General features: G+C 69.9%; 18 protein-coding genes. 11 read left to right on the top strand and 7 right to left on the bottom strand.

Going from position 1 to position 17017, the window contains the following annotated elements:
• Positions 1 to 71: 71 nt before the first annotated feature.
• A complete protein-coding gene (locus tag AB0C66_RS15775) occupies positions 72 to 458 on the bottom strand; it encodes a VOC family protein (RefSeq protein ID WP_362437652.1) in 387 nt (128 codons plus the stop codon).
• Positions 455 to 748, bottom strand: coding sequence for a metalloregulator ArsR/SmtB family transcription factor (locus tag AB0C66_RS15770; protein ID WP_362437649.1), 294 nt, complete (start codon positions 746 to 748; stop codon positions 455 to 457). Before AB0C66_RS15770 ends, AB0C66_RS15775 begins: the two co-directional genes overlap by 4 nt.
• A 248-nt stretch (positions 749 to 996) precedes the next feature.
• On the opposite strand from AB0C66_RS15770, the gene AB0C66_RS15765 reads away from it, so the two are divergent.
• Entirely contained in the window at positions 997 to 2499 is a 1503-nt protein-coding gene (locus tag AB0C66_RS15765; protein WP_362437646.1) for an FAD-binding oxidoreductase, read from the top strand.
• A gap of 102 nt (positions 2500 to 2601) precedes the next feature.
• Here AB0C66_RS15765 and AB0C66_RS15760 read toward each other — a convergent pair whose 3' ends face one another.
• Together AB0C66_RS15760 and AB0C66_RS15755 are read right to left on the bottom strand one after the other, a co-directional pair.
• Positions 2602 to 2949, bottom strand: coding sequence for a VOC family protein (locus AB0C66_RS15760; protein WP_362437643.1), 348 nt, complete (start codon positions 2947 to 2949; stop codon positions 2602 to 2604).
• Between the two features lie 67 nt (positions 2950 to 3016).
• On the bottom strand, positions 3017 to 3694 hold the full coding sequence (locus AB0C66_RS15755; RefSeq protein ID WP_362437640.1) for a TetR/AcrR family transcriptional regulator: 678 nt from the start codon (positions 3692 to 3694) through the stop codon (positions 3017 to 3019).
• Between the two features lie 56 nt (positions 3695 to 3750).
• On the opposite strand from AB0C66_RS15755, the gene AB0C66_RS15750 reads away from it, so the two are divergent.
• From AB0C66_RS15750 to AB0C66_RS15735, 4 genes are all read left to right on the top strand, one after another.
• Entirely contained in the window at positions 3751 to 4836 is a 1086-nt protein-coding gene (locus AB0C66_RS15750) for a DUF2855 family protein (protein ID WP_362437637.1), read from the top strand.
• Positions 4837 to 5218: 382 nt separating this feature from the next.
• Positions 5219 to 5413 carry a hypothetical protein gene (locus tag AB0C66_RS15745; protein WP_362437635.1) on the top strand — a complete coding sequence of 65 codons (195 nt, stop codon included), beginning with the start codon at positions 5219 to 5221 and terminating at the stop codon, positions 5411 to 5413.
• Complete coding sequence (locus tag AB0C66_RS15740; RefSeq protein ID WP_362437632.1) at positions 5410 to 5994, top strand: sigma-70 family RNA polymerase sigma factor; 585 nt, start codon at positions 5410 to 5412, stop codon at positions 5992 to 5994. Before AB0C66_RS15745 ends, AB0C66_RS15740 begins: the two co-directional genes overlap by 4 nt.
• Position 5995: 1 nt before the next feature.
• On the top strand, positions 5996 to 6823 hold the full coding sequence (locus AB0C66_RS15735; protein ID WP_362437629.1) for a hypothetical protein: 828 nt from the start codon (positions 5996 to 5998) through the stop codon (positions 6821 to 6823).
• Here AB0C66_RS15735 and AB0C66_RS15730 read toward each other — a convergent pair.
• The gene (locus AB0C66_RS15730; protein ID WP_362437626.1) at positions 6775 to 7515 is read right to left on the bottom strand and encodes a hypothetical protein; all 741 of its coding nucleotides are present in this window, start codon (positions 7513 to 7515) and stop codon (positions 6775 to 6777) included. The two genes, AB0C66_RS15735 and AB0C66_RS15730, sit on opposite strands and share 49 nt — an antisense overlap.
• A gap of 82 nt (positions 7516 to 7597) precedes the next feature.
• Between AB0C66_RS15730 and AB0C66_RS15725 the strand changes: the two genes are divergently transcribed.
• The 6 genes from AB0C66_RS15725 to AB0C66_RS15700 all read left to right on the top strand — a co-directional run bounded on the left by AB0C66_RS15725 (position 7598) and on the right by AB0C66_RS15700 (position 14827).
• The gene (locus AB0C66_RS15725) at positions 7598 to 8047 is read left to right on the top strand and encodes a MarR family winged helix-turn-helix transcriptional regulator (protein ID WP_362438787.1); all 450 of its coding nucleotides are present in this window, start codon (positions 7598 to 7600) and stop codon (positions 8045 to 8047) included.
• A gap of 271 nt (positions 8048 to 8318) precedes the next feature.
• Entirely contained in the window at positions 8319 to 8714 is a 396-nt protein-coding gene (locus AB0C66_RS15720; protein ID WP_362437624.1) for a nitroreductase/quinone reductase family protein, read from the top strand.
• A gap of 228 nt (positions 8715 to 8942) precedes the next feature.
• The gene (locus AB0C66_RS15715) at positions 8943 to 10373 is read left to right on the top strand and encodes a hypothetical protein (RefSeq protein WP_362437618.1); all 1431 of its coding nucleotides are present in this window, start codon (positions 8943 to 8945) and stop codon (positions 10371 to 10373) included.
• Positions 10374 to 10496: 123 nt separating this feature from the next.
• A complete protein-coding gene (locus tag AB0C66_RS15710; protein WP_362437616.1) occupies positions 10497 to 11978 on the top strand; it encodes a hypothetical protein in 1482 nt (493 codons plus the stop codon).
• Between the two features lie 114 nt (positions 11979 to 12092).
• Positions 12093 to 13394 (top strand): MoxR family ATPase, encoded by a 1302-nt coding sequence (locus AB0C66_RS15705; RefSeq protein WP_362438784.1) that lies wholly within the window; start codon positions 12093 to 12095, stop codon positions 13392 to 13394.
• A gap of 188 nt (positions 13395 to 13582) precedes the next feature.
• The gene (locus AB0C66_RS15700; protein ID WP_362438781.1) at positions 13583 to 14827 is read left to right on the top strand and encodes a VWA-like domain-containing protein; all 1245 of its coding nucleotides are present in this window, start codon (positions 13583 to 13585) and stop codon (positions 14825 to 14827) included.
• A gap of 232 nt (positions 14828 to 15059) precedes the next feature.
• Here AB0C66_RS15700 and AB0C66_RS15695 read toward each other — a convergent pair whose 3' ends face one another.
• Positions 15060 to 15659, bottom strand: a complete 600-nt coding sequence (locus tag AB0C66_RS15695) for a hypothetical protein (protein WP_362437612.1) — start codon at positions 15657 to 15659, stop codon at positions 15060 to 15062.
• 542 nt (positions 15660 to 16201) lie between these two features.
• Entirely contained in the window at positions 16202 to 16687 is a 486-nt protein-coding gene (locus AB0C66_RS15690) for a hypothetical protein (RefSeq protein ID WP_362437610.1), read from the bottom strand.
• Positions 16688 to 17017 lie beyond the last annotated feature (330 nt).

Raw genomic sequence — 17017 nt, 5'->3', positions numbered from 1 at the left:
GCGACGTCGGCCCGCGGCACGGTCAGCATGCAGGGAGAACTTCTGTGTTTCCTCTGAGCGGAAGCCGTTTCCTACTCGCTGTGCACGATCTGGATCAGATTGCCGCAGGTGTCGTCCAGAACGGCTGTGGTGACCGAACCCATCTCCAGGGGCTCCTGGGTGAAGCGCACTCCGAGCTCGCGCAGCCGGTTGAACTCCGCGTGCACGTCGTCCACGGCGAAGGAGGTGACCGGGATGCCGTCGTCGACCAGCGCCGCCTTGAACGGCTTGACCGCGGGATGGCCGTCGGGCTCCAGCAGCAGCTCGGTCCCGTCGGGATCCTCCGGTGAGACCACGGTCAGCCACCTGTGCTCACCCAGCGGGACCTCGGTCTTCTTCACGAAGCCCAGTACCTCCGTGTAGAAGCGCAGGGCGTTGTCCTGATCATCGACGCAGACGCTGGACAGGTGGATTCTCATGAGGTGCTCTCCGGTGTGTCGGGCCTGAGCCACCGGGTCACGATGCGCTCAAGGGGTGTGGTGTTCAGATCGTGGAACTTGTAGCGGCCCTCACGACGCGAGAGGACCAGCTCCGCGGATTCCAGTACGGCCAGGTGTTGGCTGATGGCCTGACGGGACAGCCCCAGACCATGCTTGGTCGCCAGCCGTGCGCATATCTCGAACAGGGTCTGCCCGTCCCGTTCCACCAGTTCATCAAGGATGCGCCGGCGGGTGGGGTCGGCCAGTGCCTTGAAGACATCCTCCGTCATGGTGCACATGATAGGCAAGTGGCGACTTGCCTATCAAGCGGGGTGCACCGGCATCGCCTGAGCCCGGTGATGTCATCGGCGGCGATGTCATCGGGGATCCGATCATCAGAAGGACATTGCACCGCTCAGAGGCAGGGCCGCCTCCCAGGGGTGACGCGCATGTGGTTCGACGCGCCTCACCGCGGGTTCGCGCTGCCCGACCGCGAGACTCCCGCCATGGATCTTCTCGTGGGTGAGGTGGGCGCATCATGACGCCGGTCAGCAGGCGACGGGTACTCCAGGGAGGCGCGGCCGCCGCCACAACAGTCGTGGGACCGGCCTTCACGGGCTTCGGCGGGCTGGTCCACGCCACGCCGCGGGGCACACTCCCGGATATCGCGTGGGACGAACTCGCCCGCGGCCTCGACGGCACACTGATCCGGCCCGAGGACGACGGCTACAACGAGTGGGGCCACCCGCAGAACCTCCGTTACAACGCCAGGCGTCCCGCGGGCGTCGTCGTCTGCCACACCGCCCGCGACGTACGGACCGCGATCCTCTGGGCGCGGCGGACCGGCATCCATCTGATCGCCCGGTCCGGCGGACACAGCTACGGCGGATACTCCGCCACCAGGGGGCTGCTGGTGGATCTGAGCCAGTTGAACGAGGTGCGGCTGAACCACGAGGCAGGCACGGTCACCGTGGGCGCGGGCGCGCGCAACAGCGGCGTCTACACCGCCCTCCAGCCTCATAACGTGGCTTTCTCCGTGGGGCGTTGCCCCACGGTCGGCATCAGCGGACTGACACTGGGCGGTGGGTTCGGCTTCAGCTCGCGGAAGCTGGGCCTGACCGCCGACGCACTGGAACACACCACGGTGGTGACGGCCGCGGGCAACTCCCTGGTGTGCGACGAGACACGGCACCCGGATCTGTTCTGGGCGTGCCGGGGCGGTGGCGGAGGCAACTTCGGCATCAACACCGAGTTCACCTTCCGCACCACGCCCGTGGACACGGTGGCGATCTACCAGCTCGACTGGGACTGGCAGGACACTCCCGCGGCGTTCGCCGCCGTCCAGGCCCTGGTGGAAAAGGCACCGAACGCGTTCTCCTGCCGCATCGGCGGGGGCAGCGCGGGCCGGACGCGTCCCGGGATCAGGGCGGGGCGGAAGGTGTCGGCGCTCGGACAGTTCTTCGGTACGGCGGACGATCTGCGGGACCTGCTCGCACCCGTCCTGCGCGCCGCGCGACCGAAGCGGGTGCTGATCGAGAACCAGACGTTCTGGCAGGCCAAGGACTTCTTCTACCACAGCGTGCCCAACGACCGGTACGCCGTGACCTCCAGCTATCTGGACCGCCCGCTGCCCGAGCGCGGGGTACGGACCTTCATGGAGGCGATCGACGACTGGCCCGGCAGCTCCAACCCGGACGGCGCGGGCATCGCCCTGTTCGCGTGGTGCGGCGCCATCGCCGACGTCGGGCCGCGGGACACCGCGTTCATCCACCGAACCGCCCGCTTCCTGCTGGCCACCGAGACGACCTGGGCCGAGCAGGACCACGCCGCGCTCGTCGCGGCGAACCTCCGCTGGCTCCGGGAGCTGAGCCACGCCCTGGACGCGTACGGCAACGGCCAAGCGTACCAGAACTTCATCGACCCCGCTCTGCGCGACTGGCGGCGGGCGTACTACGGCGCCAACTACCCGCGGCTCGCACAGGTGAAGCGCACCTACGACCCGGGGAACTTCTTCCACTTCGCCCAGAGTGTCGACGGCTGACGGCGGACACCATCCGGGCCCGCGGGGACCGGGCCACCCGCGGCGCGTCCCATGGCCGTCGCGGGTGCCACCGGCACGACTCCCCGGTGCCGCGCGCCGGTGTCAGCGGTGGCTCAGCACATTGACCACCCGGCCGTTGGGGTCACGCACGAAGAACCGCCGCACGCCCCACTCCTCGTCCTGCAAGGGGTGAACGATCTCCGCACCGCTCTCCCGCACGGCCGCATGGACGGCGTCCACGTCATCCACTTCGACGCTCATATCGGGGGTGACCGGGGCGGTTTTGTCACGGGTCATGACACTGACCTGCGCCGCCGGTGTGGCAGGGGAGGCGAGTGTCACGATCCAGCCGTGGTTCATGACCTCCTCGAGCCCCAGGAGGCCATAGAACTCGCGGCTCTCCCCCACAGCCTCCGACCGGACGACAGGCATGACACGGCGAACGGACATTGATGCCTCCACGTAGGGACGGACGTGTCTCCACAACTCTCCAGGCGTACTACATCACGCCCGCCGTTCACTCGTGCGGCATGCGCAGTGCGTTCATCCAGAGCCTGGTGAGGGTCCGCACCAGAGTCTCGAAGGGTACGGGCTGGTCCGCGGCGAAGGTCACGTACGCCATGCGGCTCACCATCGCGTTGAGGGCGCGGGCGGTGATGTCCGGGTCGAGCGCCGGATCGGCGATCCCCGCCTTCTGGAGGCGGGTGATGGCTACCGCGCTGCGGTCGATGAACGCCTGCGAGCGTTGCAGCCGCAGCTGGAGGAAGCGCCGGTCCACGGCGGCGGCCTGCTCCATCGCCGCCATCAGTGCGGCGTTTCGGCGGTAGGCCTCCAGATAGGCGCGGTTCGCGTCGGCCACTCCCCGGCCCGGGTCCTTACGCGTTCCGTCGCCGATTCCCGCGTGCAGCATCTCGTCCTGCAACTCGGTCAGGACAGCGGTGAAGATCTCCTCCTTGGAGGCGAAATGCGTATAGAAGCTGCCGGTGGCGACGCCGGCCTCGGCCGCGATGTCGATGATCCGCGCGTCCAGGTAGCCATCCCGTTCGAAGATCAGCCGGGCCGCGGCGACCAGAGCGTCCTTGGTGCGGGTGCCGCGCCGGGTGCGGCGGGGGGCCGAGGGCTCAGGGGACGCGGGCTCGGGGGATGCGGGCTCGGGGGATGCGGGCTCGGGGGATGCGGGGTGCGGGGCAGCCATGGACCATATGCTACCCGCCATTGAATCCGAATTCGGATTCAAGTACGTTCCCCACCATGGACACCAATGCCACGCCCGGCGGCTGGAATCTCCTCGTCTCCCGCGATGACCTGTCGACGACCAAGCTGGTCGACGCACCGATCCCGGAGGTCGGGGAGGGCGAGGTGCTGCTGCGCGTCGACCGGGTCGGCCTCACCGCCAACAACGTCACCTACGCCGCGCTCGGCGACTCGTTCCGTTACTGGGAGTTCTTCCCGGCCCCGGCGGGCTGGGGCATCGTTCCGCTCTGGGGGTTCGCCGAGGTCGTCGCGTCCCGGGTGGACGGCGTCGGGACCGGCAGCCGCCACTACGGCTATCTGCCGTCCGGCAGCCATCTGCTGGCGCGCCCCGGGCGGGTGGACGAGCGTGGCTTCCGGGACGCCAGCCCCCACCGCACCACGCTGCCCCCGCCGTACAGCGCCTACGCCCTCACCACGGGCGACCTCGCCTACGAGGCGCACCGCGAAGACCTCCAGATCCTCTACCGCCCGCTGTTCTGGACGTCCTTCATGCTGGCCGACTGGATCGTCGACAACGACTGGCTGGGCGCCCATACCGCCGTCCTGTCATCCGCGTCGAGCAAGACCGCTTACGGTGCCGCCTTCCTGCTCCAGGGGAAGGGGCGCGAGGTAGTGGGCCTGACCTCGCGGCGCAATGCCGCCTTCACCGAGAGCCTGGGCTGCTACGACCGGGTGCTGGCGTACGAGGACGCCTCCCGGCTCTCCCCCGCCACGCCCACCCTGTACGCCGACTTCGCGGGCGACGAGCCGCTGAGCGCAGCGCTGCGCGGCCACCTCGGCGACGCCTTGGCACACGAGGTGGTCGTCGGGGTCACCAGCCAGCAGCCCGGGCCCGCCGGCACGCTCGCCGAAACGGGGCCGGGCATGTTCTTCGCACCCGACCAGATGCGCAAGCGAATCGGCGACTGGGGGCGCGAGGGGCTGGACTGCCGCTTCGCCGATGCCTGGCAGCGCTTCGCTCCCGTGGTCGAGGGATGGGTGGATGTCGTCCACAGCAGTGGCCCTCAGGACCTGGAACGGGTCTGGCACGAGGTCCAGTCGGGGCGGGCCGCCCCGCGCACCGGTCATGTACTGGCTCTCTGAGGGGCCGACAGTTCTGCGTACCCGCCCCCGGTCGCACATGTGATCTAGGACACATAGTGGACCGTGGGCAGGTACGGAGTGCGATTAACCATCGGTGCGCACTCCGGGAACCGTGCGGCAGGTCGACGCACGGAAGGGCAGGTGGGAGCGGCACAGCGGTGCACTGACGCGGCGTCACCCCGACTCCCACCGCACCCCGCGACACGACATCGATTCGAACAAAAGTGACTGCCCAGTTGCGTTTGCAGAGAGAAATTTGAGGCGTGCTTCAACGTTCGACGCCTCCGGCCGATTAGCTGGTGATCGAGGGCAATGACGCTCTCCAGCGCCCTCAGGGGGGACCAGGTGCTGCCGCTTTGCAAACAAGAAGGGCCTTCCACACGTGACTCACGATGCCGCCAACAGCGCGCTGGCCTTGGCCATCGCGCTGCGCGTGTTCATCCCTGACGCCCTGGCACTGGCCCGGCGGCTGCTCGGCGCTGGGGTGCGCGTAGGAGCCGCGGTCTTGATGGAGCGCCATGACGGCACTCCCACTCCCCCTGCCTGCTCGGTTGGCGAGGAGGGTGGCCGGGAGTGAGTGACGACCAACCTTCGCAGTCTTACCCCGCCCTGATGGTCCCGCTGCCCCAACTGCCCACAGCCTTCTGGGCTTTCCACGACCAGTACTACCGCGCCTACCGCCGCTACGCCCATCTGCATCTGGGCGACGCGCACGCGGCCGGTGAACTGGTCCACCGCGTGCTGATGCACCTGGCGATGAACTGGGCGCACCTGATGAAGGAGGTCAACCCCGCGGCCTCCGCCTGGGCCCTGCTCAAGGAAACCGTGGCAGGCGAGCTCACCCTCCAGGGACGTCAGCCGGCGATGCCCGAGACGGCCATCCTGCAACTGGTGATGCGCGCGGTACTGGAATCGAGCCGCCACGAGTTCGAGGTCATCGAAAGCGCGCTGGGTCTGTATCCGGCGATAGCCCGGCTGCCCGAGAGGCAGTTCGACGTCCTGGTGCTCCGCCACGTCCTCGGCTTCTCCACCGACACCACCGCCCGCATCATGGGAGTCACCGAGACCACGGTGCGTTCCCACCGCCACCTCGCCCGCCGGAAGGTCGCCAAGGAGCTGGGCATAGACCTCGATGCGGACTGCGACGATGAGGAGTGACATGACACCGCCGCACAGCGTCGACAAACTCCTGGCCGACGCCGAGATCCTGCAACACGAGTACGACGACGAGGACACCGCGGCCTCTCGGCTGCGCATCGAACGCGAAGTGTCGGACACCTGGTGGCGCAGCGCCCTGCTGCTGGAATCCTCGGCGCAGCGGGTCAAGTCCGAGCTTCTCGAGGACGCTTCCCGTCACCGCGCCCGGGTGTGCACCGCGCAGCACCAACAGGCCGCCCACGATCTGCGCAAGCTGTCCACGCTGGTGATCCGCGACACCCGGGCCGCGCACCACATCGCCCTGCTGGCCCGCTCATGCCGCGTCGAACCCGCCAGCGCACTGATCTTCGCCTGTCTGCTGCACCTGGCCGACCGGGAAGGAGCCCAGTTCTGGTGGCAGTTCTCGGCCGGTGCCGGGAGTCCCACCGCGGCGCTGTGCCTGCACCTGATGCACACACAGCGTGGTGAACTCCGGGACGCCGAACACTGGGCACACGAGGCGGCATTCCTGGAGGACCTGGAGAACCAGTCCAGTGGCGACGACAACCTGGTGTGCCTCCTGCGGCGGCCGCCCCGCCAAGGACACCGCGGCACCTGGTACACCCCGCAGTCCATGATCCGGCGGACCATGGCCATCTTGCACTCCGGGGTCGCCGCCAGCACCAGCGTCGTCGACTCCCCCGCTCTCGCCGCCCCACCGCTGTGCCGTTCCCTCGCCGTGGCCGTCCAGCGGCTGGAGGCCAAGTCCGACGACGACTACGGCACCATCCCCCAGGCCTCCTACGAACTCGCCGCCCGGCTGGAGGACTGCGCGGCTGCGTCCCCTTGACCCATGGCCGCCCTGACGGCCCATGCCTCGGGCACGTCGAGCTCTTCGTAGAGTCGGGCGTGCTGGTCGGGGCTGAGTGTGGTGCAGATGGCGGCGAGGGTGCTGCCTGCCTGCTCTTCGGGGCCGGCGTTCAGAACATCCCGCACGATGGCCGTGCGCACCGCGGGCGGCACCGCGGGGAGCATCTTGCGGAGATCGTCAAGAGTCTCTTCCGGGGTCAGTGAGGCGTGGAACGCGGTGAACACGGCGTCGAGTTCCTGATCGTCGGCGTGCCGCCACAGAGCGGGCATCGCGACGGTCTCCTCGACGTGCAGATGCGCCAGGTACGCGCTGATGGCCTCGTTCCACGCCAGGTACAGGGCGTGCTGGGACTCCGGGAGGGCTTCGGCGTCCGCCGTGGGCAGCTCGCGCGCCTGTTCATCCAGTGCGGCGAAGGCCACGTCGAGGCGGACATGCTCCGCGTCCAGGGCGTCGGCCGCCTCCGGCGCCCGCTCCCGCAGCAGCTGATGAATGAACGTGTCCTCATGATCGGCGTGTGCACGGAGTTCATGCGTCATGGCCAGGCAGCGGGCCGCCAGGTGGGCCGCGACGCCGGACCGCGTGATGTCGGCGTTGCCGAGGTCGACGGCGAGGGCGAAGAGCCTGGCTCGCTGCCCCATGTGAACGTTCCGGTACAGGTCGGTCCTGTGCATGACCTCTCCTTGTGATTGACACCTTCATGGAATGACAATAGATTTACATACAGACAAGATATTGTCAAATGATGGGAGTGTGATGGTGCCCGACGATGTGGCCCGGCTGGTGGCCGATGTGTTCGAGGCCGCCGGAACTCTGCGCCGCCTGGGAGAGACCACCGCCCGGGCCGAGGGGCTCACACAGGCCCGCTGGCAGGTGCTGAGCGTGGTCTCGGAGCAGCCGGTCACCGTGGCGCGAGCCGCACGCCGCCTCGGTGTCAGCCGGCAGAACGTACAGCGGGTCGCGAATGATCTGACGGCGCTCAGGCTCGCCGCCTACGTGCCCAATCCGGATCACCGCAGCTCGCCGCTGCTGACCCTCACGCCCCGCGGCGAGGAGGCCCTCACGAGGGTCACCGAGCGGGCCGCGGCGCTGCATCACGCGCTCTTCGCGACACTGCCCGAAGAGGAGATCCGGGCCACCCGGGCATCGCTGCGTCGGCTGCTGGACGAGACCGACGGCCGAGAGGGGACTCGCGGCAAGCGGTAGTCCACCGATGCGCGGCCACGCCACGCCCGCTCACTCGCGGCGCGCCGTCCCCACTCGCTGATGTGCCACGCCGTCGAACGGAGCAGAGCTTCGGCCCACGGCCCACGACGCGCACACGCGTCGTAGGCTGAGGCCGGTCTCAGAGGCAGGTCGGACCCGCACCGGCAGGTGTGGCACCGGTCCGGGCCGTGAGAACCGCCCGGTGCGCGCAGGCACCGGCAGGACCACCTGGCGCATCCGACCGGACCGCCGACCAACGGGGAGGCCGCGCATGCCGCGCGATGACGACACCAAGTTCCGGGCTGTCACGGCCCTCCAGCGGAGGGTGGTCAACCCCCTCTCCCGCCTGATGCCGCTCCAGACCCTCCTGGAGACGACCGGCCGCGTCTCCGGGCTGCCCCGGCGGACACCCGTGGGCGGTCGGCACGAGGGGCGAACGTTCTGGCTGGTGTCCGAGTTCGGCGAGAAATCGCAGTACGTGCGCAACATCCAGGCCGACCCGCGGGTGCGGGTGCGGATCAAGGGCCGCTGGTACAGCGGGACCGCACAGTTGTTGCCGCAGGACGACGCCCGCGCGCGGCTGCGTACCCTGCCTCGGCTCAACAGCGCCGTGGTCCGCGCCGTCGGCAACGCACTGCTGACCGTACGAGTGGACCTCGACGCCTGACGCGTACCAGCAGCCACTAGGCACAGTCCCTGGGTACGGCCTCACCAACCGGGCGACGTCGGTCACACCCGCCCTCGCGTCCCCCGGGAAACACCTGCTCCGGGGCCCGGATGCCCGTCGGGGCAGCAACCGGCCTTCGAGATCGGCGACTTGAACACCACACATCGCCGTAGCATGCCTGCGATCCGTCTCCTGGGCCGTATGCCCGTTCCACCGAAGAGGTTTCGCATGAAGCGGGTATTCGGCCCCGGCCTGTGTTCGATGGTCTGCGCATGCGCACTGCTCGTCACGGGATGTGGAAGCACATCGCCGGAGCCGCCCGACGGCGCCTCGGCCACCCACCGGCCGACCGGCGGGACATCGGGGGACGCGCACAAGGAATCCGACCGGAACACTTCTCCTGCTCCTGGCGGCGACAAGAAGACCACGACGCTCCCGGTCACCCCGGGCAAGGGCGGATCCGCCATGGTCAGTCGCCCCTCGGACGGCCGCGGATCCAGCCGTCCCACCGGTAAGGAAGTGACACTCACCTCCTACGACGCCACCTCAGGTCGAGCGGTCGTGAGCCACGACGGTCCCGGCACGCCCCGGGTGCGCAAGGGCGATGTGGTCGCCAGCCCGCCGACCAAGGCAGCCCCGAAGGGCGCCCTGTTCCGGGTCACGAAAACGCGGTCCGGAAGCAACGGGAAGACCGAGGTCGACACCGCTCCGGCGAGCCTCGCGGAGGCCCTGGGCAAGGTGAAGGCCGGTGGCACGGTCGCCGTACCGGCGTCGGCCTGGACGGTCGATCCCCTGGTCAAGGGGCTCGACGTGGCACGCCGCCTGGTCGGCCGCGCCACGGAGGACTCCCCCGCCACATCCACCGGGAAGGGTTCCCGGCCACTGCGCGTCGGCTTCGACACCGAGCTGCCCATGCCCGGGGGCAAGCCGTGGCTGGAGCGCGAGACCGAGGTGGGCGGGTTCCTGGAGATGGCCCCCAAAGTGACCTTTTCCTATGACGGCCGGGCGTCCACCGAAGGCGCGGGCGCGACCGCCTCGGTGAAGGTGACCGGTCCGTACAAGGCGGGCTGGCACATCAAGGGCCCGGTGGTGACCCCGCGTATCGCGCCCCGCATCCCGATCGCCACGCTGGCCGCCTATCCGGTGGTCATGGCCGGTCCGGTTCCTGTGGTCATATCCCTCAAGCTCAGGCTCATCCTGGAGATTCGGGCCGACGGTTCCTTGCAGGTCGATCTCGAACAGACCGCCGGGGGTTCCATGACAATGGGCACGCGGTACACCGCGGCCTCGGGTTGGCGGGCCGACACACACGCCACCGGAAAGCCACTTCCCGGCGGCACCGCCAAGGTCTCGGGCAAGGGCGACCTGAGGACCACACTCGGCCCCGAGGCGAGCATCGGCCTCTACGACACCGTGGGCATCGACGCGTTGTTCGGCCCGTATCTGCGGGTGAAGGCCAGCCATCCAGAGGTGGTACCCGGATCCGGTGACCGGCGGAACGGAAAGTGGAAGCTGTACGGCGGGGTGACACTGGAGAGCTCCCTCTTCACCCGGCTGCCGTTCACGGTCATCGGGATCCGCCCGACCAAGCGCCTGTTGTTCCCGCTCTTCACCCGTGAGTGGCCGATCACTCAGGGCAGCATCCCGCCCGTCCCGTAAAGGCCCGGAGCCGCGCCGGTCGAGGGGACCCTGACAGATCATCGTGGGCGTGGTTATGATGCCCGGGATGAAGAACTTCTCCTCGTACGGATTGGGGGAATCGTTCGCGCAGGGTGAGTGCTGATGGCACATCACTTCGCGAACGAGATTCCGACCCGCCTGTTGATGTGGCAGCGCGTACGCGAGTACGCCGTGCCACCGTCCATGATCGAGACCGCGACCGCACGGCGTGCCGTCGGTGACTGGGCCGGGGCCTGCGCCGCCGCCCGGATCGATGTGGATCTCAATCTGCGCGCCGTGCGCGACCGCCACGGCACCGAGCTCGTCACCCACCTCCGTGCGGATCTGCGTCGGCTGGCGCCGGATCTGCTCCGCTGGCACATGCCCCGGATCGCCCCCGACGGACGGCTCCGGCCCGGCCTCACCATCTCGCTCGCCCGATACCGGAGTTCCGGCGCCACGCCACCGCGACTGGTCGTGCGGACGCCGCCCGCCTGGGCGGACGCCGGACAGCGGATGTCCCTGACCCTGTGGGAGGGGCCCGGGAACCATGCCTCCGAGCACCATCCACACCCGCATCCCGACCGGCGTTTCCGGCTCGACCTGCACCGGCATCTCTGGGACTCCGGGCGGAGCGGCGAACTGGCGTCGCGATGTGGCGCGGGCGGGACACCGTCCATGGCGCCACCCGACCTGCCCCTGTCGGGTCTGTCCGCTGCCCCTGATTCCCCATGGGCGGTGGCGAGTTGGGCCACCGAGGCGGAGTCGCTGTTGCGTGCCGAGGGGCGCCCTCGCGGAGCCTTCACCGTACGGCTCGGTACGCGGAGCCACGCCGCATTCGAACTCGTCGCCCCCGACGACAGCCATGCCCCGACGTTCCGGCCACTGCGGGAGACGCCGCCACCGCGGGAAGTGGCGGCACTGCCGGTGCTGCCGGAGGCGGCGGCCCGGGTCCTGCCGGATCTGGAGCTGCTGCGCGCCGGGCTGGTCGCGGCCGAGCGGTTGCATCCGCTCGTCGGCGTAGCGCTGACGGCGTCCGTCCCGGTGGCCGCGTCCGGCTCGCCACCGGTGGCCGACCCCGCCACCGAGCCCGGGGATCCGCACCGGGTGGAGTGCCGGGGCGAGGTGCACCGGATCGCGCTACGGGACGGGGTACTGACGGCGATCGATCACGAACCGGCCCAACTGCGCCGGGAAGAGCTGCTGGTGGCGCTCGGCGGACCCGCGCTGCCCTGCCTGCGGGCGATCGACGCGGTGCACCGCGACCCGGAGGCGCTGCCCGCCGTCCGGGAACGGCTCGGCCACGGTGATGTCGCCGGGGCGCTGACCGTGGTCGAGGGGCTGCTCGGTCCCGGCGCGGTCCTGCGCGACGGACCGCTCCGGGAGGAACTGGAGTCGGCCGTGTCCCGCCGTATCGACGACGGGCTGTTCCGCGCGGGGCTGGTCGCCGTGCACCCCGCTGCCGGTGCGGTCGGGGACGCGAAAGCCTCGGGCACGGTGCGTACGCAGGCGGGCCACCGTCCCCGGCTCAACCGCCGTACGCCTTCCGTCCTGCGCCGCAAGCGGAGCAGCCGGGCCCGGCCCCGCACCGGACTGACCTACTGACCTGCCATACCTGCTACTTCCCTCCGAAGTCCCTTTCCCACCCGGCGCATTCGGCGCCGCACGCCCTGACGACATCCGGGACGGCCCTCCCGTTCCCCTATCCCACCCCAGGTGATGCCCATGATCTCCAGCGCCCTCCTGCCCGCGCCCACCCCTGCCGACCCATCCGGAACCGCCGATGTATCCGGAACCGGCACCCACCTCGCCGTCGCCGACGACCTCCTGGCCCGCCTGCGGACGACGACCACCGAACCGCGCCCCGACGAGCAGCTCGAAGCGCTCACCCTGGCCGTCGCGGCCGACCTGCCCGTGTTGCTCTGGGGTGAGCCCGGCATCGGCAAGACAGCGGCGCTGACGCAGCTCGCCACCTCCCTCGACCTGCCGCTGACGACCGTGATCGCCAGCGTTCACGAGCCGTCCGACTTCTCCGGGCTGCCCATCGTGGGCGACGACCCGGCGGTGCGGGGTGTGCCGATGGCCCCACCACAGTGGGCCGTTGAGCTCGTACGCGCCGGGCGGGGGCTGCTCTTCCTCGATGAGCTCTCCACCGCCACCCCGGCCGTCCAGGCCGCACTGCTCCGGGTCGTCCTGGAGCGGCGGGTCGGTGCGCTGCGACTGCCGCCGGGGGTGCGGATCGTGGCCGCCGCCAATCCACGCGCCTCGGCGGCGGACGGCTGGGAGCTGAGCCCGCCCCTGGCCAACCGGTTCGTGCATCTGTACTGGGTGCACGACCGGGAGGTGGTGGTGCGCGGGCTGGGCGGGGTCTGGCCCCGTGCGGAGCTGCCCCGGCTGGTGCCCGAGCGGCTGCCGGAGGCGGTGGCCTTCGCCCGGCGCGCGGTCTGCGGCTTTCTGGCGGCCCGGCCGACGCTGATCCACCGGCTGCCGAGCTCCGAGACACGGCGTGGCGGTGCCTGGCCCTCGCCCCGGAGCTGGGAGGCCGCGCTGACCCTGCTCGCCTTCGGCACGGCGGCCGCCGTCTCCCGGGAGGTACTGGCGTTGCTGGTGCGGGGCGCGGTGGGAGACGGGCCGGGGCTCGAACTCCTCGCCCACCTGGACCGGATGGACCTGCCGGACCCGGAGTCGCTGCTCGCCGATCCGGCCTCCGCCGAGCTGCCGGTGCGGGGCGATCTGCGGCAGGCGGCGCTGGAGGCGGTGGTGGCCGCCGTCGGGGCGCGGCCGGCGCGGGAGCGGTGGGAGGCGGGCTGGGCGGTGCTGGTCCGGGCGCTGGAGACCGGGACCCCGGACCTGTTGGTCGCCCCGGCGACGGCGCTCGCCGCGCTGCGGCGCGACGACTGGGAGGTGCCGGAGGCGGTGGAGCGGCTTGCCGGGGTGGTCGGGCTCGCCCGGCGGGCGGACCGGTCGGTGGGGCGGGCCGCGGCGGCCGACGCCGAGCGTACGACGGGGGCGTGCCGATGACGGGGGCCACGAAGCGCCGTGGGCCGCGTGCGATGCCGCGCCCGATGTCCCGCCCCGCGCCACCGCGTCCGGTGCGGCCCGACGAGCCGAGGCCGCCGGTCGACGACGGTGGGCCGGTCGGCTCCGGCGGCTCCGGCGGCTCCGGCGGCTCCGGCGGAGAGGTCTTTCGGCCCGGACTCCCGCTGGACATGGAGAAGTTGCTGACGGCCCGGCTGCACGCGGTGAAGGTCCGCCCCTACCTGGCCGACGCGCTCTTCGCGCTGCACGTGGTGGAGGACCGGTCGGTGCCCACGATGGCCGTGGACGCGCACTGGCGCTGCTACGTCTCCCCCGGCTTCGTGGCGCGCACCCCGGTGGAGGAGCTGGCGGGCGTCTGGGTGCACGAGGTCTCCCATCTGCTCCGGGACCATCACGGTCGGGGCGAGCGGTATGCGCGGGAGCACGGGGAGCACGGGCCGGGCGAGCGAAGCGGGACGGGGGTCCCTCCGGCCGACGGCTGGGGGAGGCTGCGGCGGAACCTCGCCGCCGACTTCGAGATCAACGACGACATCTACGGGGACGGACTGCCCGTGCCCGACGGGGCGGTACTGCCGTCGCTGTTGCGGCTGCCCGACGGGCTGCTGATGGAGGAGTATCTGCGGACGGCGTCGATGTCCGGGCTCACCCCCGACCTGGCCTGGCTGGACTGCGGCAGTGGTGCCGACGGGCAGGACCGGCCGTGGGATCTGGGGCCCGCCGGGGCACACGGGCTGAGCAGGCAGCAGCGGGACGCGGTCCGGTTCCGGGTCGCGGAGGGAATCAAGGGACGGCCGGGCGACGCACCCGAGGGGTGGCGCCGATGGGCGGACGAGGCGTTCCATCCGCCGCAGCCGTGGCGGCAGTTGCTGGGTGCGGCGATCCGCTCGGCGGCGGGTGCGCCGGGGGTGGGCGAGGACCACAGCTACCGGCGTCCGTCCCGGCGCTCGGCCAGTGTCCCCGGGGTGCTGCTGCCGAGCCTGCGCCGTACGCCGCCCCGGGTCCGCGTCGTGATCGACACCTCCGGTTCGGTGAGCGACGCCGAGCTGGGCAGCGCGCTGCTGGAGGTGGCGGCGATCGCGCGGGCGGTGGGCGGGCGGCGCGATCTGGTCTCGGTGATCTCCTGCGATGCGGCGGCCGAGGTCGCCGTCCCGCTCTGCCGCGCCGAGAACATCGAACTCGTCGGCGGCGGAGGTACGGATCTGCGCTCCGGCTTCGCCACGGCGCTGCGCTCCCGGCCACGTCCGGATGTGATCGTCGCTCTGACGGACGGGCAGACGCCGTGGCCGTCCGCACAGCCGCCCTGCCGTACCGTCGTCGGTCTCTTTCCGCGTCCGGCCCGTGCCGTGGACGAGGAGAACCCCGACTATGTCCCGGACACCCCGCCGTCCTGGGCGCGCGTTGTCACCATCGGCTGAGAACGCGTGGTGGCATCCCCCGGCGCCGGTGGAATGCGGTCCGTGCTGAGCGGGGTCAGGCTCGGCACGTACCGCACGATGTCCGTATCACGAGGGGCGTTTCCCCCGCCCTCTCCCCCGAGGGCGGCCATCAGGCTCCGGGCCGGTCATACCCGATACGCCCGCTGACCGCCGGTGCCGGACCGGCCGGGATCTTCCGGTCGCCGGCATCATCAGTCATATCCCCGATGGGTCACCCTTGCTTGGCGAACACCTTTTTCCCGGCGGATTCGCAGGAGTCCTTTTCTGCCGTGGTCATCGGACGGCTCCGGACCACAACGGCACTGTTCTTCCCGCCCGTTCCGTTTTCCGCCGGGCTCGAAATGGTGTCCGGGACGAACCAGAAGTAGTGATCCCACTTGGGGCTGTCGTAATGCGTCTGCCACTCACCGGAGACATCCCGCATCAGCTGGGCACGGGAAATCCACGCGACTTCCCCGGGCTTTGCCGTCACATTCTGCTCGTCCGATTCCGTCGTTTCCCTGGTCCAGGTGTGACCATAGGTCGCCGTCACACTGATGTCGACGATCCCCATGATGTTTCCACCGGCGGTGATGGAGACTCCGACGGAGTCGGTGGAACCGACCTTCTGGGTCCAGCTCAGCTTCTTCGTGCTGTCCGAAGTACTACAGTTGTACAGCGTGTCCGAGACCTGCTGGAAATTGGCGAGGTACGGCTCACCGATCTGGGGGGAGTTGAAGGTGCACTTTCCCTCCCCGGACTCGCAGTCCGCCAAGAGCTGTTCACGCGTCGGCTCTTCGGCCGCGGACGCCGACACGGTACCCGCTGCCACGAGTCCACATGCCAACAGGGATATCGCCGTGATCCGGCTTGCGTTCCGTCGTCTGTGGCGCAGGGCCATATGAACGCACCTTTCTGTTGTCATCTGACGGCACGCCCACACACCACGCCAACGAACCAGGAAGGAAGGCGGCGCACCGCCTCAGATGAAGACGGAGATCGCGGAAGAAGTCCCTCCGCGTGAGAAGAGTTTCTACCATAAACATGCAAAGTGCGAAAGCATTGTCCACATCTGACGACCCGTTAGAGAATGTCTGCCGCGGTTAGATAAGCGTTCAACGATGCAGGTCCCTGAAGAATTGAATAAGAAACATACGCGCCTCGATGAAGGCGCATTCTTCGAAATACCGCAGTTCAGCGCCGTGTGACGACCCAGGGATGGCCTGGGGTCGACCCCGGGGTTACCCAGGGGTTGGCCCGCGAGGGGGCGCCCGTTCACCCTGCCGCCACGGAGTTACGGCTGTGGCGGCAGGGAACGGCGACCCCCACCGCGCGGGGACGTCGGTGCCGTCCCGGCGGGTGGGGGAAGGGTCGTCACTTCTTGCCCTGCTCCATGATCTCAGCGATCTTCTTGTCCAGGGCCTTGCGCTCGCCCTTGCACGCGCGCTCGGCGGCCCGCAGCTCAGGGGTGTCCTTGATGACCACATTGCCCTTGCTGTCGGCGGTCGGCTGCGTGTAACCGCTCCGCTTCTGGCACTGCTCCCACGACGACCGCAGCGCCTTGACCGTGGAGTCCGTGTCCAGTTCCGCCGGGAGCTTCCGCTCCCGGGCCTCACCGGTGGGCGTCCCGCCACCGGACCCGGGGTCGCCGTTGCCCGAGGTCGCTCCACCGGACGATCCGGCGGACGGCTCCGGCTTCTTTTCCCGTTCCTGTTCCTTTGTCGCGCTCCGACTCTGCGAGGGTCGCTTCTCCGGGGCTCCGCTCACATCGCTCGAGCCACACCCGGCCGCGAGGACGGCGACAACGGCGGTGGCGGCAATGGCGGGCCAGCAACGGGACAAGCGAGCCGAAATATGCATGGGGTTCCTCCACGAGTGCGAATGGTGGGCAATGATCGGGGCGGCCGAACAGCGGATGTGATGCCGGACCCTTCCGGCCTGGATCGCGAGGGCACACTATGGGACCGATCCTGCGGCGCAGTTCCGGTTCCTGATTTCTTTTGCTTATGAGAGTCGCCCGGGCAACTCGAACCGAGGAGTATGGTTCAACTCTCTTTATGCTCATGTGTCCTTGTCTGCGCCGTGGCGGGGATGACTGCCCCGGCGAAGCGACCGGCCCCGTTCCGCGCACCGGCCAGGAGTGCCACAGCTGCGGGCCACCGGGCCGAAATCCGCTCCTGTAGTGGGCTT

Source organism: Streptomyces sp. NPDC048636 (genome assembly GCF_040650655.1).
Taxonomy (GTDB): domain Bacteria; phylum Actinomycetota; class Actinomycetes; order Streptomycetales; family Streptomycetaceae; genus Streptomyces.
This window is presented reverse-complemented; position numbering and strand designations above follow the sequence as displayed.

Coding starts and splice junctions, on each gene's coding strand:
- AB0C66_RS15775 (WP_362437652.1), bottom strand. CDS start 458: ATGAGAATCCACCTGTCCAGCGTCTGCGTCGATGATCAGGACAACGCC.
- AB0C66_RS15770 (WP_362437649.1), bottom strand. CDS start 748: ATGACGGAGGATGTCTTCAAGGCACTGGCCGACCCCACCCGCCGGCGC.
- AB0C66_RS15765 (WP_362437646.1), top strand. CDS start 997: ATGACGCCGGTCAGCAGGCGACGGGTACTCCAGGGAGGCGCGGCCGCC.
- AB0C66_RS15760 (WP_362437643.1), bottom strand. CDS start 2,949: ATGTCCGTTCGCCGTGTCATGCCTGTCGTCCGGTCGGAGGCTGTGGGG.
- AB0C66_RS15755 (WP_362437640.1), bottom strand. CDS start 3,694: ATGGCTGCCCCGCACCCCGCATCCCCCGAGCCCGCATCCCCCGAGCCC.
- AB0C66_RS15750 (WP_362437637.1), top strand. CDS start 3,751: ATGGACACCAATGCCACGCCCGGCGGCTGGAATCTCCTCGTCTCCCGC.
- AB0C66_RS15735 (WP_362437629.1), top strand. CDS start 5,996: ATGACACCGCCGCACAGCGTCGACAAACTCCTGGCCGACGCCGAGATC.
- AB0C66_RS15730 (WP_362437626.1), bottom strand. CDS start 7,515: ATGCACAGGACCGACCTGTACCGGAACGTTCACATGGGGCAGCGAGCC.
- AB0C66_RS15725 (WP_362438787.1), top strand. CDS start 7,598: ATGGTGCCCGACGATGTGGCCCGGCTGGTGGCCGATGTGTTCGAGGCC.
- AB0C66_RS15720 (WP_362437624.1), top strand. CDS start 8,319: ATGCCGCGCGATGACGACACCAAGTTCCGGGCTGTCACGGCCCTCCAG.
- AB0C66_RS15715 (WP_362437618.1), top strand. CDS start 8,943: ATGAAGCGGGTATTCGGCCCCGGCCTGTGTTCGATGGTCTGCGCATGC.
- AB0C66_RS15710 (WP_362437616.1), top strand. CDS start 10,497: ATGGCACATCACTTCGCGAACGAGATTCCGACCCGCCTGTTGATGTGG.
- AB0C66_RS15705 (WP_362438784.1), top strand. CDS start 12,093: ATGCCCATGATCTCCAGCGCCCTCCTGCCCGCGCCCACCCCTGCCGAC.
- AB0C66_RS15700 (WP_362438781.1), top strand. CDS start 13,583: ATGGAGAAGTTGCTGACGGCCCGGCTGCACGCGGTGAAGGTCCGCCCC.
- AB0C66_RS15690 (WP_362437610.1), bottom strand. CDS start 16,687: ATGCATATTTCGGCTCGCTTGTCCCGTTGCTGGCCCGCCATTGCCGCC.